The sequence below is a fragment of the Kitasatospora sp. NPDC086009 genome, assembly GCF_044540385.1.
Lineage (GTDB): Bacteria > Actinomycetota > Actinomycetes > Streptomycetales > Streptomycetaceae > Kitasatospora.
On record NZ_JBITSA010000007.1, the window covers coordinates 231,124 to 253,494 of the forward strand.

Below are 22,371 nucleotides of genomic sequence, written 5' to 3' on the forward strand. Positions count from 1 at the left end.
GAACGCTTCCTTTCCGCAGCTGTTGATCATTTTGAGGAGGCGACGACGTCGGCACATCGCACGAAAGGTCCATAGGTACGGCATCAGCAGGGGATGCGAAGCGATTACTCTCTGTTGTCGCGTCTCTCCACCAGCCGGGCCAGCTCCGCACGGGAGCCGATGTCGAGCTTGGTGTAGGCGCGGCGCAGGTGCGAACCCACCGTGTGGGGCGACAGGGAGAGCTCCTCGGCCACCTGCGGGTTCGTCAGGCCCTGGGCCACGAGACGTGCCACCCGGAGCTCCGACGCTGTCAGCTCGGGCCATTCATCGGCCGATCCGGCCGATGAGGGGCGTCGACGCACGCCGGCGGCCCGCAGGCGTCGGCGGACCCGCGCGACGTGCCGCTCGGCACCTGACTGGGTGTAGAGGGCGAGCGCCTTGTCCAGGTACGGCAGCGCCTCGGGCCTGCGGGTGGTCGCGAGCTTGCGTCCGACGTCCTCCAGCGCCGACGCCCGGGCGATCGGGCGTGAGCACCCCTCGTAGAGCCGGACGGCGTGCACGAGGTGCGCCAGATCGTTGTCGAGCAGCCCGCGGGCGTGCGCGGCACTGGCAGCGAGGATCGCGAAGTCCGGGTTGCGAGCGGCTCGCCGCTCGGCCACCTCGACGGCGGGGGCGGCCCGCTCGGATGCGCCGGCGCGCAGGGCCACGCGGACGAGGGCGGGAGTGTCCATCGGGTCGACCGGGCTCACCAGGGCCGACCGTTCCTCGGCGAGCGCCGCCAGCACCTCGTCGAGTTCCGCCAGGGCGTGGTCGGGCCGGCCGTCGAAGTCCGCCAGCAGTACCAGCATCCAGGCAGCGACGCTACGGGCGAGCGGTGCGCCCGTACCCCGCACGCGCCGCGCCTGCGCCGCGCACCGCTGGGCGGCTTCGCGGTCGTCGGTGTGAATCGCCACTCGCGTCAGCGTGTACAGGAGCATGAGCTCAGCGAGGTCTCCGCTGTCGAACGCACCCCTCATGTCGGCGGCGGCTTCCGCGTCGGCCCCGGCGTCCGCCAGCCGCCCGGCGTCCAGGAGTACCCGAGCGCGGTGCATCAGCCACAGGCGTGCCGCCGCCTGGCCCTGGTGGCGGGTGTCGTGGACCCCGGCCTCGGCGAGCGCGAGCGCCTCCGCGGTGCGGCCGGCCACGGTCAGCAGCAAGCACTGCCACAGCGCCTCCGGGACCCAGACGGAAGGGGCGATGCCCAGGCCGGCCGCCAGGGCTGCCGCCCGGCTCGCCCGGCGGAGCGCCTCGTTCCAGTCCATCCGGTAGAAGCACAGGGCCGAGTCGACCACCATCATGGTGGCCTGGGCGATGCCGTCCCGGGCCGCATCCGTGGCCTCCCGCGCCTCGGCAGCGGTCTGCTCCGCGCCCTCGGGGTCACCCGCCAGCGACAGGCCCAGGCACAACAGGGCGAGCAGCCGGGCTCGCAGTGCGGCCGGGATCCCGGGCAGTGCCGCCCCCGCACGGGCCTGGCGGACGGCCTCGGCGAAATCGAAGTGACTGGCGAGGCGCGCCATGGCGAGGCGTATCCGCGCCTCGTCGTCGGGCCTGAGATCACCGGCGGCCAGGGCCGAGGCCCCCAGGTCGTGCGCCTGGGCCGGCTGCCCCATCTGCCAGAGCAGCGGGAGCGTCTCGGCAACGACCCTCGGCCCCTGCGACGGGTCCTCCGTGGTGAGTTCCAGGGCCCTGAGGCTGAGCTCCGCCGCCGCTCCGGGCGCGGTGGCCGCGAGATCGGCCGCGGCGGAACGTAGCCGTTCGACGGCCGTTCGGTCGACGCCCACGGCCGGCGGCGCGTCGGGCCCGGCCGGGGACGCCGCACGCGCCGGCGGCACCTCGGCGGCATGGTTCCGCAGGGTTCGGCGCAGGGCGGGAGGGAGTCCGGCCTCCACAGCCTCACGGATCAGCTCGTGGCGGAACTCCAGACGGTCGCCCCTTTCGACGAGCAGACCGGAGTCGAGGGATTCCTGGACCGCGGTGATCAGCGTCGCAGGCGGTCTGCCGAGCAGCTCGGCCAGCAGCTCCACCGGGACGGGGCCTCCCGCCACGGCCGCCGTTTCGACGAGTTCGCGGACCGCGGTGGGAAGTCGGGCCAGCCGGTCCGCGACGGACGGCAGTTGCGTGAGGGGAAGGGGCCCGGCCGTGAGTCGTGCTGTGCCGTTCTCGATCGTCACCAGCCCCTCGTCCCGTACCGCGTCGAGCAGTTCCTTGAGCAACAGCGGCACCCCGTCGGCGCGGCGTGCGACACGCAGGACGTCCGGGCCGGGCACCGCACCCAGGACGTCCTCCGCGATCCGGGCGACCGCCGGGTCGCCGAGTGCGCCCAGGGCCAGTTCGTGCGCCCCCGCCTGCCGAATCCGGTCCAGTGTCGTGCGGACCCGGGCAGGCACGTTCCCCTGGCGCACGGCGACCAGCCACAGGATCGGGTGCGACGCGAGTGCGGCCGCGAGCGTGTGGAGGGTGAGGAGCGTCAGTTCGTCGCACCACTGGAGGTCGTCGAGGACGATGAGCAGCGGCCTGCTGCGAGCGGCCTCCCGCAGGCGGTCCCCCAGTTCCTGGAGCAGCCAGAACCGCTGGCCGGGCGTCGCGGCGAGGTCCCGTAGCCGGTCGGCACCCGCGAGCGGTTCGTCCCCCGCGAACAGCCCGTCCAGCAACGGGCCGAGCGGCACGAACTGTTCGTCGGGGTCGGCTCCGCCCTGGAACACCCTCCTCCCGCGCCGTTTCGCGGACGCCGACGCCTCCGCGAGCATCCGCGACCTGCCGATGCCCGCAGGGCCTTCGACGAGGACGATCCCGCCCGCCCCCCGGGCGAGGGCGTCGAGCCGCGCCTCGACGAACGCCAGTTCCTCAGCCCTGCCGCGGACCGGTTTCCCCCCACCCTCGACGTCCCGGAGGAAGGGCCATGTCGTCAATCGGTTCACACTCACTCCGCCGGCCGGGGCCGCACGGGACGGGGTTCGTCCAACGGCGGTACGGCGGATCAGTATGCGGCACGGCGGCTTCGCCCGGGCAGGCGGTGACCCGGACCGACCGGTCTCAGTCGAAGCGCAGGTCGGCGAGCTGCCGTTCGAGGGCGGTGACGTCGTCCTCGGGTTCGGCTCGGGCCGGGCGGTCGGCCAGGAGCGCGGCCAGCTCGCCGCCCGCCCGGCGGATGCGGCCGGGCAGCCCGTCGGCGTACTCGTCTCCTCCGGATCCCCAGTCCGCGGACGCCGCGTACACCGCGGTGGGGACGACGGTGGCGCGCAGATACGCGAAGAGCGGTCGCATGGCGTGCTCCAGGACGAGGGAGTGGCGAGCCGTACCCCCCGTGGCCGCGACCAGGACCGGTTTGCCCGCGAGGGCGTCCGGGGCGATCACGTCGAAGAAGGACTTGAACAGGCCGCTGTAGGAGGCCGTGAACACGGGGGTGACGACGATCAGGCCGTCGGCTCCGGTCACCGCGTCGATCGCGGCGGCCAGGCGCGGTGCCGGAAAGCCGGTCACGAGATGGTTGGCGACATCGCCGGCCAGTTCGCGCAGCTCCACGACCTCGGCCGACACGGTACGGCCCCGGACGGCGAGTTCGTCGCGGACCGACTCGGCCAGCCGGTCCGCGAGCAGGCGGGTGGAGGAAGGGGTGCTCAACCCCGCGGAAACGGCGACCAGCTTCACGCGGTGCTCACCTCCTGCGCGGTCGCGGCGGCCGTGACCCGCGCCGCGTGCGTCGGGGCGTCCGGCACATCGGCCGGGCGTCCGATCGCGAACTCCCTGCGCAGCACGGGCACGACCTCCTCGCCGAGGATGTCGAGCTGCTCCAGGACGGTCTTGAGGGGCAGACCCGCGTGATCCATCAGGAAGAGCTGGCGCTGGTAGTCGCCCACGCTCTCCCGGAAGGACAGGGTCCGTTCGACGACCTGCTGGGGAGAGCCCACGGTCAGCGGGGTCTGCTCGGTGAACTCCTCCAGCGACGGACCGTGCCCGTAGACCGGCGCGTTGTCGAAGTACGGACGGAACTCCCGGATCGCGTCCTGCGAGTTCTTGCGCATGAAGACCTGGCCGCCGAGCCCCACGATGGCGTCCTCCGGGCGACCGTGGCCGTGGTGGGCGTACCGGCGCCGGTACAGCTGGACCATGCGCCTGGTGTGGTCGGCCGGCCAGAAGATGTTGTTGTGGAAGAAGCCGTCACCGTAGAACGCGGCCTGTTCCGCGATCTCGGGCGACCTGATCGACCCGTGCCAGACGAACGGCGCGACGCCGTCCAGCGGCCGCGGTGTCGACGTGAAGGCCTGCAGGGGCGTGCGGAACCGGCCCTCCCAGTCCACCACGTCCTCACGCCACAACCGGCGCAGCAGCGCGTAGTTCTCCCTGGCGAGGTCGATGCCCTGGCGGATGTCCTGTCCGAACCAGGGATACACCGGTCCGGTGTTGCCGCGCCCCAGCATGAGGTCGACCCGGCCGTCGGCCAGGTGCTGGAGCATCGCGTAGTCCTCCGCGATCTTCACCGGGTCATTGGTGGTGATCAGAGTCGTGGCGGTGGACAGGATCAGCTTCTCGGTGCGGGCGGCGATGTGGCCGAGCAGTGTGGTCGGGGACGACGGGACGAACGGCGGGTTGTGGTGCTCGCCGGTCGCGAAGACGTCCAGACCGACCTCCTCGGCCTTGAGCGCGATGGCAACCATCGCCTTGATGCGCTCGTGCTCCGTCGGAACACGGCCGTCGGTGGGGTCGGGTGTCACGTCCCCGACGGTGAAGATACCGAACTGCATGATGCCTCTGCTCTCCTGAACCTGTCTGGATGCTGTGATCGCGGGCCCCGAAGCCGGAGGACGCCTGTCGTCCGGCTTCGGGGCCCGCGGCAGCCGGGCCGGTCGTCCGGCTGCCGCGGGCGGGCTCACCCCGTGTGAGCCGGCGGGAGCGGCCTCACTTCGCCAGGAACGTGAGGAGCGCGGCGTTGACCTCCTCCGCGTGGGTCCACAGCAGGCCGTGCGGGGCGCCGTCGATCTCGACGTAGTCGGCGGACGGGAGGGCCTTGTGGAAGGGACGCGCGGTACCTTCGGCGGGGAGGATGCGGTCGGCCGTGCCGTGCAGGATCAGGGCGGGGACATCGATGGCCGGGATGTCGGCACGGAAGTCGGTGTACCAGGTCGACGGCGCCGCCGAGGCCGCGAAGAAGCCGCCGCCGGCCGCGGTGTTCCAGCTGTTGCGGACGGCCTCCTCGCTGATGCGGCTGCCCAGGTTCTCGTCGAGGTTGTAGAAGTCGTTGAAGAAGGCGGTGTAGTACGCGTAACGGTCGGCCTTCACGTCGGCGACGATGCCGTCGAAGAACTCCTTCGGGGCGACGCCGTCCGGGTTGTCGTCGGTCTTGAGCAGGCACGGCTCCAGCGAGGCGAGGAAGGCGACCTTGGCGACGCGGGCGGATCCGTACGCGCAGACGTAGCGGGCGACCTCGCCCGTGCCCATGGAGAAGCCGACGAGGACGGCGTCGTTCAGGTCGAGGGTCTCCATCACAGTGTTCAGGTCGGCCGCGAAGGTGTCGTAGTCGTAGCCGTTCGTCGGCTGGGAGGACCGGCCGAAGCCGCGGCGGTCGTAGGTGATGACGCGGTAGCCGGCGTCGAGGAGCGCGGCGCTCTGGCGCTCCCAGGAGTGGCCGTCGAGGGGGAAGCCGTGGATGAGGACGACCGGCCGGCCGGTGCCGTGGTCCTCGTAGTAGAGCTCGACGGCGGTGGTGTTCTCCTGGCCAACGGTGATGTACGGCATGGCTGTGTGTTCCTCGCTCTGGGTCGGCTGGTCCGCGCGTCGTCGCGGCGCGGACTGCCGTCACGCTATGGCGGGGGAGACGCCACCGATTGTCGTGCGGCGCCCCGGGCCTTGCCCGCCGGCGCAGAGTCCGCGGACGGGGCGGGGCCGACCGGTTCGGCGTCGGCCTGCGCCAGTACCAGCCGGGTCAGGTGGACCCGTGAGTTCACCGAGAGCTTGCGGAAGATCGACGTCAGATGCGTGTTGACCGTGTGCGGAGACACGACCAGGGCGGCGGCGGCCGACCGGTTGGTGTGCCCCGCGGCGATGAGCCGGGCGACCTTGCGTTCCGAGGCGGTGAGCGCGTCCCACCCCTGGATGGGGCGGGGGCGGGCCGGGTGTCGACCGGAGCCCGTCATGGCCCGGTCCAGTTCCGCCCGGACCCTGTCGGCCTCGGAGCCGGCCCCCGCGTGGGCGTACGCCTCGTACGCCCTCGTCAGGGCGGGTATCGCGGCGGCGTCTCCGGTGGCCGACAGTGCGCGGCCGAGGTCGGCGGAGGCCGCCGCGAGGTGCAGCGGCCGGGGCCCGTTGAGGAGGATCCGGACGGACCGTTCCAGAAGGCCGGGATCGGCGTTCACCAGTGCCGCCGTGTGAGCGGCCGTCCCCTGTGCCGTCGGCACGGCGGTGTTGTGGGAGGCGTGGTCGGCCGCCTGGGCCGCGAGGTCCACGGCCAGGGCCCGGTCTCCGGCACGCAGGGCGATCTGTACGGCCTCGACGAACCGGGTGCGCAGAAGCCTCCAGCGGACGAAGGGGTGGTCCCGCTGGGCGGACCGCAGCCGTTCGGCCGCCGCCGCGTGATCGCCGTCGGCGTCGGCGAGGAGGGCCTCCAGGTACTGGTGGGCGGCGTGGTTCCCCGGGTTCGGCCGGCCGGCCACCGCCGCCCTGACGACCTCGACGTGTTCCTCCGCTGCTTCGCGGTCGCCCCGAAGCAGCGCCAGCCAGCCCCGGTGGACGCGAACGTTGACCAGGTTCGCGGGCACGTGGATGTCCGCTTCCAGCCGCTCGGTGGTGACGAGGTCGGCCTCCGCGTCGTCGAGCCGCCCGAGCCCCAGATTCACGCCGGCCTGGGCCCACATCAGCATCGCGGGCCGCAGCGGGTCGTCGCCCGCCGTCCGCAGCAGGTGCCGGGCCATGTCGAAATCGTCCATGTGGACGCGTGCGACGACCTCCTCGGGCAGGAACGCCGCGTCGAACGCGCTGAGCGCCGTGTGGTGGTCGACGGCGGACGCGCACTCGCCCGCGTTGAGGGCGATCTCGCCGAGGCCCCACAGCGCGATGACGCGGGCCTCCCGGTCGTGCGCGCGCTCCGCCTCGGCGAACGCCCGTTCCGCGGTCTTGCGAGCGTTGCCGAGGTCGCGGCCGCGGGACTGGGCGAGCGCGAGTCGCGCGGTCAGCCGGGCGCGCACCGCCGGGTCGGTGACGACGCCCAGGGCGGCCGTCGAGCGGCGGGTCAGCTCATGGATGTCGTCGAGGTGCCACAGCGTGTCCCCGAGGACCGACTGCAGACGGGCGAAGACGTCCAACGGGGGCTGCCGGGCCAGGAGGACGTCGCCGGTCTCCCGTGCCCGGGTGTACCGGCCCGCACGGGTGAGGGCGGTGACGGCCCGTTCACCCACGTCGAACTCCGCGGGATCGTGGGGCGGCACCAGTTCCATGGCGCGCACGGACAGATCGGCGGCGAGGTCGGGCATGACGGTGAGTACGTCCGAGGCGGCGCGGCCGAGCAGCCGGATCGCCTCCCGGTCACCCGGTTCGGCACTCTTGAGCAGGTGCGGGACAGCGTCGACCGAGGTGCGGCCCGTCGCGACGAGCCGACTCGCCGCCTCCCGGTGCAGCGCCCGCCGCGCGGAGGGCGCGAGGTCGGCATAGACCGCCTGCCGGAGCAGATCATGACGGAACACGAGGCGTTCGCCGTCGTCCTCGATGAGCCCGGCGCCGATCGCCTCGTGCAGTTCACCGATGAGGCCCGAGGCCGGCCTGCCGCACAGGGCCGCAGCGTCGGCGAGGTGGAAGGCGCGGCCCAGGACCGAGCCGATCCGCAGGAATTCGAGGGTGCTCGGTCGGAGTGCGGACAGCTTGCCGCGGACCCCGAGCACCAGCCGCTCCGGCGGCTCGGCCCCGTCCGCACCCGACGCCGCGATGCCGGTCAGCACCTCCGTCGCGAGGAACGGGTTACCGCCGGCCGAGTCGAGCAACCCGGTGACGCGATCCGGTACCGTCCCGCCGAGTACGTCCCGCGCCAACTCGGCGAGCGCCGCGCCGGACAGCGGCCGCAGCGCGAGCGTGGCCATCCGGGTGGCGCCCCCGCGCAGGTCCGGGTTCTCCCTCCCCGCGAGCAGCCAGAGAATCGGGGAGGCCAGCAGTCGTGCCGGCATGACGTTCAGTGCGAACCGGCTCAGCTGATCGGTCCACTGGACGTCGTCGATCGCGATCATCGTGGGCGCGTCCGTCGAGCGTTCCTCTAGCAGCCGGGCCAGCCGTTCGACCAGCCAGACGCGTTGGTCGTGGTGGCCCGCCAGGTGCGCGAAGTCCTCCGCGGCCAGCAGCGGCGGGTCGCCGTGCAGCAGGCCTGAGGCCAGCGAGGCCAGCGGTGCCAGCTCGTGCAGCTCCTCCGCGCGTCCCCGGCTGACGGCGAACCCGCTGGCGCGTGCGATCGAGACGGCCTCCTCCAGCAGGGCGGTCTTCCCGATCCCCGGCTCGCCCAGGAGCAGGGCGATCCCACTGCCCTCGCCGTCACGCACCGCCTCGACCATGGCCCGCAGCTGTTCCAGCTCGGCTTCCCGGCCGCGCAGACCCGGTCGGCTCAGCCGGGCGCCCGTGCTCGTCTCCTGCGGTGTCATCCCTTGACGGACCCCGCGAGCAGACCTCGGGCGACGTGCCGCCGGAAGAGGAGGAACACGAGCAGCGGGACGAACGCCGACACGAACGCCCCCGCGGTGAGCCGCTGCCACTCGTTGCCGCGCGTCCCGGCCATGGCCGCCAGTCCGACCGTCACCGGAGCGGTCTCGGCGGTCCCGCCCGACAACGTCATCGCCACCAGCAGGTCGTTCCACACCCAGATGAACTGGATGACCGCGAACGTCACCAGGACCGGGCGGGCCAGCGGCAGCACGATCCGCAGCAGCAGCGTCGCGTGTGACGCGCCGTCGACCCGGGCCGCTTCGACCAGGTCACGGGGCAGTCCGGCCAGGCAGTTGTGGAGGAGGAACACCGCGAACGGCAACGCGAAGACGGTGTGGGCGAACCACGCCTGGCTGAACCGAGCCGCTCCGGTGACGTTCCAGGCGGGCAGGAACAGCCATCCACGGGAGAAGAGCCGCAGCAGCGGGACGAGGACCATCTGGAGGGGCACGATCTGGAGTGCGAAGATGCCGACGACAAGCACGTCGCGCCCCTTGAAGTCGATCCACGCCAGGGCGTACGCGGCGAGGAACGCCAGCGTGAGCGGAAACAGCACCGAGGGCACGGTGATGACGATCGAGTTGACCAGGTGGTCGGCGAGCCGGCCCGACGCGTTCCCGGTGCCGAACAGCACCTCACGGTAGTTTGCGAGCGTGACGTGGGGCGAGCCGAACACGGTCCACCAGCCAGTCGTCTTGATCTCGGCCTCGGGACGGAACGAGGAGAGGAACAGACCGAGCGTCGGCACGGTCCACACGATCGCGATCACCACGGCGGCCAGCGAGAACACACGGGACGACAGACGCTCCCGGACACCGCTCACCCCGCGCACCCCGCTCACCTCACGCTCCGCTGCGCACGGACCTTGTAGGCCACGACAGGGGTGACGAGGAGGAAGAGCAGCACCGCGAGGGCCGCGCCGTGGCCGGTCCGGCCGTAGCGGAAGGACTGGTCGTACATCTCGTGGGCGATGACACCCGTGTCGAACTGCCCGGCGGTCATGGTTTTGACGATGTCGAACGCCTTGAAGGTGCTGATCACCTCGGTGAGGACGACGACGAGCAGCGTGGGTCTGATCGACGGCACGGTGATGTGCCGGAAGATCTGCCGCGGTGAGGCACCGTCCAGCCGGGCCGCCTCGGTGATCTCACCGGGAACCGCCGCGATCGCGCCCGCCAACAGGAAGGCCGCGAAGCCCGCCTGGCTCCACACCATCGCCACGATGAGGAACAGGATGTTCCAGGGGGAGTCCACGAGCCACTGTCTCGGCTCGCCGCCGAACGCCACGACGAGTTCGTTCAGCAGCCCGATCTGCTCCGCGCCGGCCGGCCGGTAGGCGTAGACGAACCTCCAGACCAGGCCGGCGCCGACGAACGAGATCGCCATCGGCAGCAGGACGAGGGACAGGGCGAGCGCCCGGAACCGCGACCGCACGACGGCCGCGGCGTAGAGGAGACCGATCCCCGTCACCAGCGAGGGCACGAGCACCACCCACGCCAGGGTGTTGCGGAGCGCGATCAGCGCCTCGGGGTCGGTGAACATCCACACGTAGTTGTCGACGCCGACCCAGGTGTCCCCTTCGTCTCCCATGAACGACAGGCCCAGGGTGTGCAGGCCGGGCAGCAGAAGGCCGACGGTGAGCAGCAGCAGGGCGGGGGCCAGCAGCAGGAAGGCCGCGCCGCGCCTGCGTACCGGCCCTCGGTGAAGTGCCAGGAGGATCAGGCCGACCACGGCCGAGAACGCGACGATGCCCTGGAGAAGGTGGGCCAGCTTGGGTTGCTGAGCGACGACGTCGAACGACATCAGTGGCTCGGCCAGGACCGTTCGATGGCCGCCGCCACCGATTCGGTGTCCTTGCCGCTGATCCAGTCGACGGCTCCCTTCCAGAACGTGCCCGCACCGACGGCCGCGGGCATCTGGTCGGAACCGTCGAACCTGAACTGCGTCCGGGGATCCTGGAGCAGCTGGATCGAGAGCTTGTCGATCGGGCCGGCGGCGTCGGCCGGATTCACTCCCTTGTTCGCGGAGACGAAGGGGCCCTTCTTCATCCGCGTGTTGGCGAAGTCGGCGCTCGCCAGGTATTCCCGGAAGGCTCGCACCTCGGGGCGGTCGGAGAATGCCGCGGCGAACGTCCCTCCGCCCAGGACGGGCTTGCTGGTTGTGTCCACCCCTGGAAGGAGGAAGGCGAACACGTCCCCGTCCGGTCCGATCCGGGTGCCCTTCGGCCAGTGCTCGGCGTAGAACGACGCCTGGCGGTGCATCGCGCAGTCGCCGGAGAGGATCGGCGTGCCGCCGTCCTGGTAGGAGATCGAGGCCATCGAGCGGGCCGGTCCGTAGCCGCCGTTGGCATAGCGGTCGTTCTTGAGGACGGATCCCACCGTGTCCATCGCCCGGATCACCCGCGGGTCGTTGAACGGAATCCGGTGGGAGACCCACTGGTCGTAGACGTCCGGCCCCTGCTGGCGGAGCAGGACGTCCTCGATCCAGTCCGTCACGGGCCAGCCGGTCGCCTCGCCGGATTCGAGGCCCGCACACCACGGCCTGACCCCCGATGCGGCGACCTTCTCCGTCACGTCCATCAGCTCGGCCCAGGTGTGGGGGACGGCGAGTCCCCTTTCCCGGAAGAACTTCGGCGAGTACCAGACGAACGACTTCACGTTCGCGACCAACGGAGTGCCGTAGAGGGTGCCGTTCACGGTCGCGTAGCTGTTCCAGTCCGCCGACCAGCCCTGCTCCGCCAGCGACACCAGCTCCGCGCTCGCGGGTTCGAGCTTCCCCGCGCGCGCGAACCGCTCCAGGAGTCCGGGCTGAGCGAAGAATGCCACGTCGGGGGCGTGGCCGCCCTCGACCCGAAGTTGGATCTGGGCCTCGAACTCCCCGTTTCCCTCGTACTGGACGTCGATCCCCGTGCATGCGGCGAACGCGGCCCAGGTCTCTTCGAACAGGTCTGCTTCCCGGTCCCGGCTGGACGCGTAGACGGTGACGTGGGTCGCGGGGTGCTTGCCGTACCGCGCGTACGGCCCGCAGTCCCCGGCCTCGCCGGACGAGGAGGCGCTGGGAGGGGCGACGCATGCGGCGGCCGTGACGACAATGGCGATGACGGCGAGCGCGAGCCTCGCGCCGAACCTCATGGGTGTGCTTCCTCCGTTCGCCCACCGAGTGTTCTCGGGGGCGAACCGAAGCTATCAGCGTTCGAACATAATCAACCAATCGTTCGAGGTCAGAGGCTTCTGTGCCGGTGCCGAGCCCACACCCGGGGGGTGGGCTCGGCACCGGCGGCCCGGGCGGGTCAGCGGGTGACGGACCGGGCCGCGTCCTGGATCAGCGCGGCCACGGCCTCGGGCCGGGCGAGCATGACCAGGTGCGAGGAGTCGACCTCGACGGTGGTCATGCCGGCTCGCTCGTAGCCGTAGCGCTCGACGTCGGGGTTGATGGTCCGGTCGGAGGTGGCGACCAGGCCCCACGACGGCTTGCTCTTCCAGGCCGCGACCGGGGCCGCCTCGGAGAAGGCCCGCGCGGCCAGGGGGCGCTGGGAGACGGCGAGCACCGCGGCGAGCCCGGGGTCGACGTCGGCGGCGAAGAGAGCGGGGAACCTCTCGACATCCACCGAGACGTCGGTGCCGGCCTCGGCGGATCCGATCGCGGGGAACGGCGTGAAGACGAGTGCGTCGGCGAGGCCGGAGTCGGGGAAGCGCCCCTGCAGCTCGCCCAGGCTCTCGCCCTCCTCCAGCGCGTATCCCGCCAGGTAGACCAGTGCCCGGACGTTCTCCTCCACGCCGGCGAGGGTGATGACGGCGCCACCGTAGGAGTGGCCGACCAGGATCACGGGGCCGTCGACGGCACGTATCACCGAGGCGATGTACGCGGCGTCCTCCACCAGGCTGCGGTTGGGCACGGCGGGAGCCACTGCCTTCAGGCCCGCGGCGGTCAGCTCCGGGATGACGCGAGCGAAGCTGGAGGCGTCGGCGAAAGCGCCGTGGACCAGCACGACGGTGGGCTCGGCGGATCGGGACATGGGGGAACTCCTGTTCGATCGTTGCTACCGCGTGGCCGCGGTGTTCATGGGTGCTGGATGTTCAGAGGGTTCGGCGCACGCCGGCCTGGCGTTCCAGGTTGCGGAGCTGGACCGCGAGGCCGCCCTCGACGGCGGCGTGGGCCGGCCCGCTGCGGCCGATGGGCAGGACCTCTTCGCTGCGCATGTCCTCCAGCATCAGGGCGAAGGCCGTGTACATCGCGACGAGCGCCACCACGAGGCCAAGGGCGCCGGACGTGCGGGTGAGCCATTCCGCGCCGGTGAGACCTGACAGACCGGTGGTCGCCCAGCGGGGCAGGGAGACCAGCAGGACGAGCCACAGCGCGCGCTTGGGCCGTGTCACGGCGGTCATCAGCACCCCGAAACACAGGAGCGCGAGGTTGAAGACGCCCAGCACGCGCAGAGCGTCGGGCGCGCCGCTGAACATGACGAGCCCGTAGGCCAGCCAACTGCCGGCGAAGACGCCCATCAGCGTCGCCGCGATGACGTCCCGGGCGCCGAACGCCAGGATGCTCACCAGGAGCTGCAGCGCGAAGGCCGGCAGCACGCACAGGGCGACGGCGCCGCGGGCGTCGGTCTCGAAGAGCCCGAGCTGCATGCACCCCGTCATCACGGAGGCGATCGCCACCGTGAAGAAGCCCAGCGGCATGGGTGAGGCGATGGGGCGGAGGTTGATCCGGGTCATCGACCGGAGATCGGGTTCGAAGCGGCGCTCCGGGGGAGCGTCCGGCCGGCTGTCCGGCTCGCCGCCGACCACGATGTCGTCGTACGTGTCCGCCATCAGCCCTGCACCAGAGGAGTGTCCACGAGGTGCTCGGCCAGGAACCACACCTGCGTCTCGCCGGTACGGATGACCTCGGAGACGAGCAGGTCGGTGCTGCCCTCGTCACCCTCCGCCGAGATCCGGGCGGCGGCGTCCCGCGCGTCGATCAGGATCCGCTCGTGCGCGTCGAGGAGCCTCGACAGCATGACGGGAACCTTCTCCACGCCGTTCGGCGGCCGCGGAATGGCCGTCAGTTCCGCGACATGGCGCGGGTCTGCGACCGCGACGCCGCCGAGGCTCTGGATCCGCTCGGCCAGCGCGTCCACGATGGCCAGTTGGGCCTCCGCGTGCTTGTCCAGCATCAGGTGGAGCGAGTAGAAGGTCGCCCCGCGCATGAGCCAGTGGTGCTTCTTGTAGAGGGAGTACAGGATCTGCGTGTCGGCGAGTACGCGGTTCAGCCGCTGGCAGGCGTACATACGGGTGTCGTGGCCGAGGCCGATCGGCAGCTGCTTCAACGTGCCGAACGCCTGGGTCTCGCCACCCTTCTGGTGCAGCAGCGGCTGACCGCCGCCGCGCGAGGGTGCGGTGGTGGCTGCGGTGCTGGCTGCGGTGGTCGCGGGGTCCATCGGGTAACTCCTGGTGTGGAAGGTGGGAGGGCCCGGCCGCCCGCGCGGGGGTCGCAGGGCGGCCGGACCCGGTCGGTCGCGGCTCGCGCTCAGCGGCCGCCGGGGGCGGCGGCCCGCGGCGGCGCCGGGGTCTGGCGGTGCAGTACGAGTCGGGTGAGCAGCCCGCTGCCGAGGCCGGCCACGAACGCGAGGCCGGCCCACCACAGCGGGTACGGGGTGAGGCCGAGGGCCGCGTCGAGGGACCATGCGCCGGGGCCGGTCGCGGCCAGGGCGACGGCGGCGCCGATGAGGACGAGCGGGTATTCGTACCCGTCGTTCTGCACCCACAGGCCGTGGCGCCACTTCACGGTGAGGGCGACCGTCATCACCCCGACGGCCCCGGTCGCGGCGAGCGGGGTAAGGAGGCCGGCGGCGAGCAGCAGACCCGATCCGATCTGGCCGCCGCCCGCCGCCAGAGCGGTGAGGGATCCGCCGCGGAAGCCGTCGGCACGGAACTCCTCGGTGCCGCCCTCAAGCCCCCTGCCGCCCAGGTGCGTGCTGATCTTCTGCACGCCGTGGCCGGCGACGAGCAAGCCCACCAGCAGACGCAGGATCAGAATGCCGGTATCCACGGAGATCAGCCGGCCGCGTGCGCGCCGATGACGCTCTGGGCGTACACGACGCCCAAGCCGTAGGCGCCGGCGTGGGCCTTGACGATCTCCATGACCGCGCCGTACGTCTCCTGACGCGCCCAGTCGCGCTGCAGTTCGAGGAGCACCTGCACCCAGGTCACCGGCACCGCGCCGGCGGCGATCATCCGCTGGAGCGCGTGCTCGTGGGCGGCCGGGCTGACGCCGCCGGAGGCGTCCGAGACGACGTACACCTCGTACCCCTGCTCCAGCGCGGAGAGCGCGGGCAGCACCAGGCAGACCTCGGTCCACAGACCGGCGAGGATGATCTTCTTGCGCCCGGTCGCCTTGACGGCGGCCACGAGGGCCTCGTCCTCCCAGGCGTTCATGGTCGTCCGGTCGATGATCTCGTGCTCGGGGAACACCTCGGCGAGCTGCGGCAGCAGAGGCCCGGAGAAGGACTCGGCGGCCACCGTGGTCAGGACGGCCGGAACATCGAAGGCCCGAGCCGCTTTGGCGAGGCCCACGGTGCTGTTGATGATCGCGGCTCGGTCACCGCTGCCGGTGCCGAAGAACATCTGCGGCTGGTGGTCCACGAAGAGCATGACCGCGTTGTCGGGCGTGAGGAGGTCCGAGCTCGGGGCAGCATGAACCTTGGTGATGTCGAACATGAGGGATCCTCTCGGAGCAATCGGTAGAGCGCCCACCGCGTTCGCGGCTTCGGCACACCCCGAAACTACGGTCGGATCGATCGCCCGGGTTTCCCGCTTGCGCCCAGGAGTTGGCACGCCAGCGCACTACCTGTCAGGCGCGTGGCGCAGGGGGGACCCGATCGATGGTGGCGCGGCGCCGGTCGGCCTTCCACTTGGGGGAGCCGGTAGCGGCCGAAGGCGGGGATCAGGCCCCTCGACGCAGTCCACGTAGCCGGCGTAGGTGGTCGGGGCGATCCCCTGCGGGATGTGTGTGTCCAGCGGCTCGACGAGTGCCGGCAGCACCACGATGCCCATGGGCCAACCGTGCGCGCTCGCGACAGCACCCGCGCCCTCGCGCGCCCTGCCGATCTCGAGGGCTGCGGCGACCGAGTCAGGGAGTGGTCTCGGTGACCTTCTCCGTCGCGTATGCCGGTTCGGACGGGCGGCAGAGGACGATGGCCGCGGTGTCGTGCGCTCTGCCCCTGAATGCCCCGGTCGCAGTGCACGCCTCGGCCTCGCGTGTTGCGCCGATGACCTGGCCGGGCCCGGATTCGGACAGCTCGACCATGAAGCGCGGCCAGCTCCAGCCGTACCGCTCGGGCAGGCGGGAAGCGCCTGCGGACAGGACGGCGACCTGCTGGATCTGCGACAGCGGGATGCTTGCCGTCAGGGCTTGGTCAGCGGCCTCGGGCTTCGCACCGGCCACCCAGAAACCACCGGTGCTGTTGTTGCGGTAGCCGCGTACGGCGTCCTCTGTGTACGAGCCCAGGTATGCCACCCGGTCGTCGACGATGACCTCGACCGCTCCGTTGATCCGGTGCAGCGCGACGGGTGAGTGGCCGAGCACGAGGACGTCCAGGCTGCCGTCCCGCTCGCGAACCACCGCGACGGTTGACGAGGGACTGTCCGCGTTTGTCATGTCGCAGGTCTGGCCGTGCCCGTCGACCAGCACAGTCAGGGCAGTGCGCAGGATCTCCCGGAGGCCGGCCGAGCTGTCCGTGAGCAGCTGCGCGCAGAGAAGTCCCGCCAACTGCTCGACGTACCAGGTGACATCGTGGGTGCAGCCCGTCGTGGCTCCCGTGGCGGTGGCGCCGTCCAGGACGAAGGCGAACCCTGGTCCGGTGACGACGGCAGCCTCGCTGACGCCGCCCGGCGTCGGGACGGTCGCGTGCGTGATCTCGAACGGCATCAGGAAATCCCCTGCTCGGGTGGGTCGGACTTGGGGGCTGACGTGCACTGCCGCGGGTGTCCGGCCGGGCGCGCTGGGCGGTTCGGGCCGCCGGGGCACGAGCGGGGCCGGCCTGTTCAAAAGCCAGGGACCGTCCGTACCCGCGTGTCGGGCAGGGAGGAGAAACGCCGGCCCGATACCTCAGAGCGGCAGGAGCGCGATGGCCGGTGTCGGCGACCACTCTGCGATGCTCCCGTGGCTTCGTGCCTGGGCCTGACGGTCGGTCGACATGCCACCCACCATCAGGGCGAGCCGAAGCCGGACCGCGTAGGCGCAGCGGGTGAGCGCTTGCGTCGTGTGCGCCGCGAACCTGCGCCGTGCAGAACGAGCGTGACGTGGCATCGCATTCGTGAAGGGATGGATGTGGGCGGAGCGGGACTGGCCGGGGGTGTTCGCGGGGAACAGCGCCCCTGAGTCGGCGGGTCGGTGCGAGCAGTGGTCGGGAGTGGGAATGCGAAGAACCCTTCTCGGGCGGCACGTCGCGAGGAAGCTCCGCAGTGCCGGGCAGCGGGAGTCGCAAGAGACGGGCCGAGGTGTGCGGCGCGGGCCGCGGACGGGACTGCGCGCGGCGCGTGATCGGCAGACGGCGCTCGATGTGGGCGGAGCGGCTCAGAACCGCGGCACCAGCCCTCGGGACAGATGCGGACGGGGTGCTCCGCGTCGTGCACACGTGCCCACCAGGCTGGAGCCAGGGGCCGGAGCGGCCCGGGATGCGCGTCGTGGCGCAATGCCGAGGGGCCCGCACCGGGCAACATGTACGCGGTGCGGACCCCTCGCTACCAGGCGGGTGCCGTGGCAGAAACTACAGCGGACGAATGTTCTCGGCCTGCGGGCCCTTCTGGCCCTGCGTGACGTCGAACTCGACCTTCTGGCCCTCGAGCAGCTCACGGAAGCCGTTGGCGTTGATGTTCGAGTAGTGGGCGAACACGTCAGGACCGCCACCCTCCTGCTCGATGAAGCCGAAGCCCTTTTCCGCGTTGAACCACTTCACAGTGCCATTAGCCATAAAGAAATCTCCTTCAAGGGGCTGTCCGAAACCCGCACAGCGCGGGATCCGAGTCACCGCGATGAGCACCCACCCGGGGAAGAGCCGGGAAACAAAAAGGCGCCTGCGATACATCAGCAGGCGCACACAAAGTTCATGGGACCACAACTGCAACTCGGAAGAGTCTAGCAGGCCCTGTGCCCCGGCGGTGGGGAGCCATCAGGACGTGTCGAGGGGTCCTTCGCGCGGCCCGTAGGACCCCGGCCGTGAAATCTACGGGTTGCTGATGGTCTGCCAGGCTTTGGTGCGCGCGGCTGCCGACGCCGCCCCGGACTCGGCCCGGATCGTGCCGGCCGCACCGTTGCCCCGGAAGCGGCCCGGCCGGCCCGGCGCCCCGCAGCGGCAGCCTGGGACGAAGCAGCCGAGTTCCTGGGCATCAAAGCCGGCGTAGAGCCTGAATCCGCTGGCGGCTCGGGCGGGCGGACGAGCCTGATCGCGTCCCAACGGTGGAGGGCGCGGACGGTGCCTCCCACCCAGGATGATGTGCTGCGGGGGTCGGCGGCCAGCATCACGGGCGGTCTCGGAGACACCAGCGACCGGGGCGGCGGCCACGAGGCATCTGAGGTGTGGGAGGCGAAGCCGGGTGGCGGTTCGGCCTGCCGTGGTTGTCAGCCGTGGGAGTAGCCGAGGCCGCCGATGGTCCGGCTACTGGCCTCCTCGATGGTGACGCGGTACATGCCGCTGGTGTGGGGCAGTGCGAAGTCGCCCTGAAGGATCTTCGCCCGGTGGAGATGCAGATGAGTGGGCCGGGCGGGCGGGCCGCCCGGGGGAGGGCATGAACCCGATAACAGGACACGGCTTTCCCGGGCCTCACGCGCCTGGGCAGCGGCAATGGCGGCAACGGACCTGTCGTCGGCCGCACGCCGGACGCTACGCGGCGGCGACCTGACGTGCCGGCCGGCTGCGCCGGGGTGAGGGACAGGTGGGAGCGGCCGTGGGGGTCGGGACGGTGCCCGGATCGTGTGGGCCGGCGGTGACGAGCAGGTCGTCGCCGAGGGCGGTGACGGTGACGTAACCGCCGCAGCCGCCCCGCCTCCACCAGCGGCGACACCCGCGCGGCCGTCGCGGGCCGCGCCGGCCAGGGCTCCCCCGGCCGCCGCCGGGCACCCCGCCGCGTCGCCCTCGCCGCCTAGAAATCAAGCGCGGGCCCGGACCGTCCGCGACATCGTCCTCGACCGGGCGCCGTTCGCCACCCCCGACATGTCCGCCGCCACCGCGGCAGCCGCCATGCGCGCCCGAGGCCTGGCCGTGTGGCCGGTCGTCGACCACGACGGCCACGCCATCGGCTTGCTTACCCTCTGAACCCGCCCGCCGGCAGTCTCCGCATCCGCCTGGGAACGCTTCGCCTCCGCTCTCGACCGTCCCCTCGCCCCCGGTAGCCCCCCCTCCTCCAGGCGGTGGACCCACCTGGACGGCGGGGCATCAGAGGATCCTGGAATCCTTCTGCGCGAAACGGGCCTCCGCGGGGTCGGGGCTCACCCGAAGCACGTGGTTCACTCCGGTACGCCGCAGCAGGGCCGCTACAGGACCGGTCGGGTTCAGCAGGTGGAGTTCTATACCCGTTTCGCGGGCTTTCAGGTGGGCGCGGATGAGCGCGTTGAGTCCGCAGGAGTCGCAGAACGCCACCCGGGACATGTCGATCGCCCTCGACACCGTCCGGCCGCACGGTGACCGCCCGCCGGCGCCGCGGTAGGCCCGGCGGGGGCCCGCCGCACTCCTGGATCAGAAGGCACGGACGGCGGCGTCACAGTACCGCCCACCTTCAGGTTGCGCGTGTCCACGGCTCGATCTGTTCCACTCAACACCACGATGTCCATGAGCCGACCGTGCGCGGTCGCGACCGCGTACGAGGCCGTACCCGGAGCAACCGGCGGTGGATCACGTCGGCTGCCCCGCTCGCTTCCAGCCGCCGGGGCACAGACCAGGGGGTCGCGTCTGGGCCCGTCTTTACTGGCTATGCCGTGCTGCCGGCTCCACGGTTCGGCCATCCAGCAGAGAGGCCGGCGCCGGGCCGGGCTGCCCGGGCACGGCCGGCCCCGGTTTTGGGCTCTCCCGGCCGCAGGACACTGCTCAGGGTGGCCATGGTTCGGCAGGCGAAGAGGTTGCGGTCCATGGAGCGGACGTCCGACCAATGGCGGGCGAAGATTCGCCGCAGCGCCTGCCGGTGCTGAGCATGACCTCGAACGCGTCGGTGAGCCGGTCGGCGTAGTGGTCCGAGCCGCGTCGCTTGAGCGCTGCGGACTGGTCCAGGAGCGTGGGCGAGGGGGCCACGCCGACGGACTGCAGGGCCGACTTCTCGGTGGCGTTGAGCCAGGAAGGCGTGCGGTCGGGGGTGGCCAGGGGCGCAACGCGCCGCCGTCGGGCGTAATGGAAGGACAGGCATTGGCGGACGCACTGGAGTGTCGAGGTTGATCAAGATCGTAGCGAGGTCCACGTGGTGTGAGAGGACAAGGGCGGGGAGCGGGGATGGGCGTTGAGCGGCGGTCTAACGCAGCGGGGCCGGACCGGTCGGAGGGGTTCGGCGAACGGCTGCTGGGCGCACTGCTCGATCAGGCCCACGAGCTTCCGCCCCGGCTGATCGCTCCTTCGGTCGCCGACGCGGTGAACGGGTTCGGCGGCCGTGACCCGGCGCTCCTGCTGCAGGACTACGGCCAACTGGTGCTGGTGCCGCTGCCAGGCCGGGGGCTGGCTCGCGGGGAGCCGGTGCTGATCGACGGTTCACCCGCTGGTGCGGCCTTCCTGCGCGGTGTCCCCGTCGAGGTACCGCAGACCGATGGCGTGCGGCTGTACCTGCCGTTGCTGGACGGCGGCGACGAGGTCGGGGTACTGGCTCTCACGCTGGACACTGTCGATGACGACGATCGGCGGCTCCTTCACCGGTTCGCCGCCCTGGTAGCGGATCTGCTGGTCACCAAGAGCGGCTACACCGACCGGATCTTCCAGGCCCGGCGTCTGGAACCGATGAGCGTGGCGGCGGAGATCCAGTGGTCTCTGCTGCCGCCGCTGTCGATGGCTGTTCCGCGGGTCGCCGTGGCGGGCATCCTCGAACCCGCCTACCAGGTGGCCGGTGACAGCTTCGACTACGCGCTCAACGACGACTTCCTGCACGTGGCCACGATCGACGCGATGGGTCATGGTCTGGACGCCGCCACCATGGCTACCGTCGCGATCGGCGCGTACCGGCACGCCCGGCGGGCCGACACCGGACTGGCCGAGATCTACGCGTTCATGGACCGGGCGATCGCCGAGCAGTTCGGACCCGACCACTTCGTCACCGCCCAGATGATGCGCCTGGACACCGTGACCGGCCGGCTGGAGTGGGTCAATGCCGGCCATCCAGCGCCGCTGCTGATCCGCGACCACGTCGTCGTCGAGCGGCTGGAGAGCGAGACCACGCTGCCGGTCGGGTTCGGCGGCGAGGAACCGGTGGTCAGCGAGCGGGTGCTGCGGCACGGTGACCGGGTCCTCTGCTTCACCGACGGCCTGGTCGAGGAGCGCGACACCGGCGGAGAGCAGTTCGGGGAGGAACAGCTCATCGACTGGGTCGACCGCGTCGAACGCTCGCAGCACGGGGTGCGGGCCGTGGTGCGGGCGCTCTCCCACATCCTGAAGGAGAAGCGGGGCGGGCGCACGAGTGACGACGCCACCCTGTTCCTGATCGAGTGGCGCGGAGACACCGCCGCCCCGCCGCCGCACTCCTGACCGGCCGGATCGGCCCGGTGGGGCGGAGTAGCGTGGGGGTATGGGGCAGCCCGAGCCGCCCCCTGCCGGGGAACGCTCCCGTTGGCAGGCGGGCCTGGCCGGTGCCGGCGGATAGGGGGCGAGCAGTGTTGGACGAACCCGGTGCCTCGCACCACGGCAGCTCCCGGACCGGACCGGTACGAGCGGGCGGCGAAACTGGGAACGGTGCTGTTGCGCCTGGGAACCACCCGCTCGCGCGCGGGCGAGCCCGAAGGCGCGCCTGGTGGGCGCGTTTCCGGGACCAGGGGTGTCGAGCTGCTCGGCCTGGCCGCCGCACTGGCCGAACGCAGGGTCTCGTGGTGAGCGTCGGAGAGGACGCGAACACCCGGGACGACGTCCCGGACCGGCTGGTCGTGGACGGCGAGCTGGTGCACATCGCCCAGCACCCGGTCGGCGACGGCACGGTGACCCCGCACGAGGCGACCACGACCCCTTCAGTCCGGTCGCCGTCCCCCAAAGGCGAGCCAGCAGGCGGCCCTGGCCGCGATGACGCGCACGGTCGACGCCGGCGGTGGCGACCCGGCACGGTAGTTCCTCATCGCCACCGGCATCGGCCTCCCAGCCACCAGCCGATGCGACCTGAGAGGACCGGCATCGCGGGCTGGGCTCCTCAGGCAGACAGGAAAGGTGGGACGGAAAGATGTCCGTCTACGTGAAACTCTCATCCGAGGCCAGGGCGCCGGCAGAGCCGTCGAAGGGGCCGTTGGACCTGCAGTACGAGGACGGGCCGGAAGACGGCGTCACCTTCGAGTACGACCTGCATCCGAGTGGTGCGCTTCGCATCCTTCGGGTCTTCCAGGACACGCCGCACCGGATCGACGCGTGCTTCGGGCCCGGGGCATGGCTCCAAGTCGCGGGCACCTATCTGCGAAGCGGCTCCGAGTACTGACGGCCATCCGCCTCCGGGCGAACCGTAGGACGCACTCCGCGACGGTCGTCCGACC

Annotated in this window: 19 protein-coding genes; 3 read left to right on the forward strand and 16 right to left on the reverse strand. The window is 71.5% G+C overall.

The features are described 5' to 3' along the window. Positions 1 to 104 precede the first annotated feature (104 nt). The 15 genes from ACIF6L_RS19775 to ACIF6L_RS19845 all read right to left on the reverse strand — a co-directional run bounded on the left by ACIF6L_RS19775 (position 105) and on the right by ACIF6L_RS19845 (position 17,647). Positions 105 to 2,936: an ATP-binding protein gene (locus ACIF6L_RS19775; protein WP_396486307.1), complete on the reverse strand. Its 2,832-nt coding sequence runs from the start codon at positions 2,934 to 2,936 to the stop codon at positions 105 to 107. A 115-nt stretch (positions 2,937 to 3,051) separates the two neighbouring features. Continuing rightward, positions 3,052 to 3,666 carry an FMN reductase gene (locus tag ACIF6L_RS19780; RefSeq protein WP_396486306.1) on the reverse strand — a complete coding sequence of 205 codons (615 nt, stop codon included), beginning with the start codon at positions 3,664 to 3,666 and terminating at the stop codon, positions 3,052 to 3,054. Continuing rightward, entirely contained in the window at positions 3,663 to 4,760 is a 1,098-nt protein-coding gene (locus ACIF6L_RS19785) for an LLM class flavin-dependent oxidoreductase (protein ID WP_396486305.1), read from the reverse strand. The genes ACIF6L_RS19780 and ACIF6L_RS19785 overlap by 4 nt, the downstream gene beginning before the upstream one ends. Before the next feature lie 154 nt (positions 4,761 to 4,914). Continuing rightward, the gene (locus ACIF6L_RS19790; RefSeq protein WP_396486304.1) at positions 4,915 to 5,751 is read right to left on the reverse strand and encodes an alpha/beta fold hydrolase; all 837 of its coding nucleotides are present in this window, start codon (positions 5,749 to 5,751) and stop codon (positions 4,915 to 4,917) included. A 65-nt stretch (positions 5,752 to 5,816) separates the two neighbouring features. Next, the gene (locus tag ACIF6L_RS19795; RefSeq protein ID WP_396486303.1) at positions 5,817 to 8,630 is read right to left on the reverse strand and encodes an ATP-binding protein; all 2,814 of its coding nucleotides are present in this window, start codon (positions 8,628 to 8,630) and stop codon (positions 5,817 to 5,819) included. Then, a complete protein-coding gene (locus ACIF6L_RS19800; protein WP_396486302.1) occupies positions 8,627 to 9,532 on the reverse strand; it encodes a carbohydrate ABC transporter permease in 906 nt (301 codons plus the stop codon). The genes ACIF6L_RS19795 and ACIF6L_RS19800 overlap by 4 nt, the downstream gene beginning before the upstream one ends. Then, positions 9,529 to 10,494, reverse strand: a complete 966-nt coding sequence (locus ACIF6L_RS19805; protein WP_396486301.1) for a carbohydrate ABC transporter permease — start codon at positions 10,492 to 10,494, stop codon at positions 9,529 to 9,531. Before ACIF6L_RS19805 ends, ACIF6L_RS19800 begins: the two co-directional genes overlap by 4 nt. Further along, complete coding sequence (locus ACIF6L_RS19810) at positions 10,494 to 11,822, reverse strand: ABC transporter substrate-binding protein (protein WP_396486300.1); 1,329 nt, start codon at positions 11,820 to 11,822, stop codon at positions 10,494 to 10,496. Before ACIF6L_RS19810 ends, ACIF6L_RS19805 begins: the two co-directional genes overlap by 1 nt. Positions 11,823 to 11,980: 158 nt before the next feature. Further along, positions 11,981 to 12,706 (reverse strand): alpha/beta fold hydrolase, encoded by a 726-nt coding sequence (locus tag ACIF6L_RS19815; protein WP_396486299.1) that lies wholly within the window; start codon positions 12,704 to 12,706, stop codon positions 11,981 to 11,983. 61 nt (positions 12,707 to 12,767) lie between these two features. Continuing rightward, on the reverse strand, positions 12,768 to 13,505 hold the full coding sequence (locus ACIF6L_RS19820; RefSeq protein ID WP_396486298.1) for an acetate uptake transporter family protein: 738 nt from the start codon (positions 13,503 to 13,505) through the stop codon (positions 12,768 to 12,770). Further along, entirely contained in the window at positions 13,505 to 14,113 is a 609-nt protein-coding gene (locus ACIF6L_RS19825; protein ID WP_396486297.1) for a Dps family protein, read from the reverse strand. Before ACIF6L_RS19825 ends, ACIF6L_RS19820 begins: the two co-directional genes overlap by 1 nt. An 89-nt stretch (positions 14,114 to 14,202) precedes the next feature. After that, positions 14,203 to 14,724: a DoxX family protein gene (locus ACIF6L_RS19830; protein WP_396486296.1), complete on the reverse strand. Its 522-nt coding sequence runs from the start codon at positions 14,722 to 14,724 to the stop codon at positions 14,203 to 14,205. A 5-nt stretch (positions 14,725 to 14,729) separates the two neighbouring features. Then, complete coding sequence (locus ACIF6L_RS19835) at positions 14,730 to 15,392, reverse strand: hydrolase (protein WP_396486295.1); 663 nt, start codon at positions 15,390 to 15,392, stop codon at positions 14,730 to 14,732. A gap of 412 nt (positions 15,393 to 15,804) precedes the next feature. Continuing rightward, complete coding sequence (locus tag ACIF6L_RS19840; RefSeq protein ID WP_396486294.1) at positions 15,805 to 16,602, reverse strand: hypothetical protein; 798 nt, start codon at positions 16,600 to 16,602, stop codon at positions 15,805 to 15,807. A gap of 841 nt (positions 16,603 to 17,443) precedes the next feature. Then, positions 17,444 to 17,647 (reverse strand): cold-shock protein, encoded by a 204-nt coding sequence (locus ACIF6L_RS19845; RefSeq protein ID WP_030918248.1) that lies wholly within the window; start codon positions 17,645 to 17,647, stop codon positions 17,444 to 17,446. A 999-nt stretch (positions 17,648 to 18,646) separates the two neighbouring features. Between ACIF6L_RS19845 and ACIF6L_RS19850 the strand changes: the two genes are divergently transcribed. Beyond that, positions 18,647 to 18,988, forward strand: a complete 342-nt coding sequence (locus ACIF6L_RS19850; RefSeq protein WP_396486293.1) for a CBS domain-containing protein — start codon at positions 18,647 to 18,649, stop codon at positions 18,986 to 18,988. A 120-nt stretch (positions 18,989 to 19,108) separates the two neighbouring features. Here the strand turns inward: ACIF6L_RS19850 and ACIF6L_RS19855 are convergent, their stop codons facing one another. Then, positions 19,109 to 19,321: an STAS domain-containing protein gene (locus ACIF6L_RS19855; RefSeq protein WP_396486733.1), complete on the reverse strand. Its 213-nt coding sequence runs from the start codon at positions 19,319 to 19,321 to the stop codon at positions 19,109 to 19,111. Positions 19,322 to 20,152: 831 nt separating this feature from the next. Between ACIF6L_RS19855 and ACIF6L_RS19860 the strand changes: the two genes are divergently transcribed. Next, positions 20,153 to 21,388 carry a PP2C family protein-serine/threonine phosphatase gene (locus tag ACIF6L_RS19860; protein WP_396486292.1) on the forward strand — a complete coding sequence of 412 codons (1,236 nt, stop codon included), beginning with the start codon at positions 20,153 to 20,155 and terminating at the stop codon, positions 21,386 to 21,388. Positions 21,389 to 22,067: 679 nt separating this feature from the next. Continuing rightward, positions 22,068 to 22,316, forward strand: coding sequence for a hypothetical protein (locus ACIF6L_RS19865; protein WP_396486291.1), 249 nt, complete (start codon positions 22,068 to 22,070; stop codon positions 22,314 to 22,316). Positions 22,317 to 22,371: the final 55 nt, after the last annotated feature.

Excerpts from the sequence above, each read along its gene's own strand:
- ACIF6L_RS19855 (WP_396486733.1), bottom strand. The coding sequence starts at position 19,321 with ATGTCCCGGGTGGCGTTCTGCGACTCCTGCGGACTCAACGCGCTCATC.
- ACIF6L_RS19840 (WP_396486294.1), bottom strand. The coding sequence starts at position 16,602 with ATGCCGTTCGAGATCACGCACGCGACCGTCCCGACGCCGGGCGGCGTC.
- ACIF6L_RS19810 (WP_396486300.1), bottom strand. The coding sequence starts at position 11,822 with ATGAGGTTCGGCGCGAGGCTCGCGCTCGCCGTCATCGCCATTGTCGTC.
- ACIF6L_RS19845 (WP_030918248.1), bottom strand. The coding sequence starts at position 17,647 with ATGGCTAATGGCACTGTGAAGTGGTTCAACGCGGAAAAGGGCTTCGGC.
- ACIF6L_RS19785 (WP_396486305.1), bottom strand. The coding sequence starts at position 4,760 with ATGCAGTTCGGTATCTTCACCGTCGGGGACGTGACACCCGACCCCACC.
- ACIF6L_RS19805 (WP_396486301.1), bottom strand. The coding sequence starts at position 10,494 with ATGTCGTTCGACGTCGTCGCTCAGCAACCCAAGCTGGCCCACCTTCTC.
- ACIF6L_RS19835 (WP_396486295.1), bottom strand. The coding sequence starts at position 15,392 with ATGTTCGACATCACCAAGGTTCATGCTGCCCCGAGCTCGGACCTCCTC.
- ACIF6L_RS19820 (WP_396486298.1), bottom strand. The coding sequence starts at position 13,505 with ATGGCGGACACGTACGACGACATCGTGGTCGGCGGCGAGCCGGACAGC.
- ACIF6L_RS19795 (WP_396486303.1), bottom strand. The coding sequence starts at position 8,630 with ATGACACCGCAGGAGACGAGCACGGGCGCCCGGCTGAGCCGACCGGGT.
- ACIF6L_RS19790 (WP_396486304.1), bottom strand. The coding sequence starts at position 5,751 with ATGCCGTACATCACCGTTGGCCAGGAGAACACCACCGCCGTCGAGCTC.
- ACIF6L_RS19860 (WP_396486292.1), top strand. The coding sequence starts at position 20,153 with ATGGGCGTTGAGCGGCGGTCTAACGCAGCGGGGCCGGACCGGTCGGAG.
- ACIF6L_RS19815 (WP_396486299.1), bottom strand. The coding sequence starts at position 12,706 with ATGTCCCGATCCGCCGAGCCCACCGTCGTGCTGGTCCACGGCGCTTTC.
- ACIF6L_RS19825 (WP_396486297.1), bottom strand. The coding sequence starts at position 14,113 with ATGGACCCCGCGACCACCGCAGCCAGCACCGCAGCCACCACCGCACCC.
- ACIF6L_RS19865 (WP_396486291.1), top strand. The coding sequence starts at position 22,068 with ATGTCCGTCTACGTGAAACTCTCATCCGAGGCCAGGGCGCCGGCAGAG.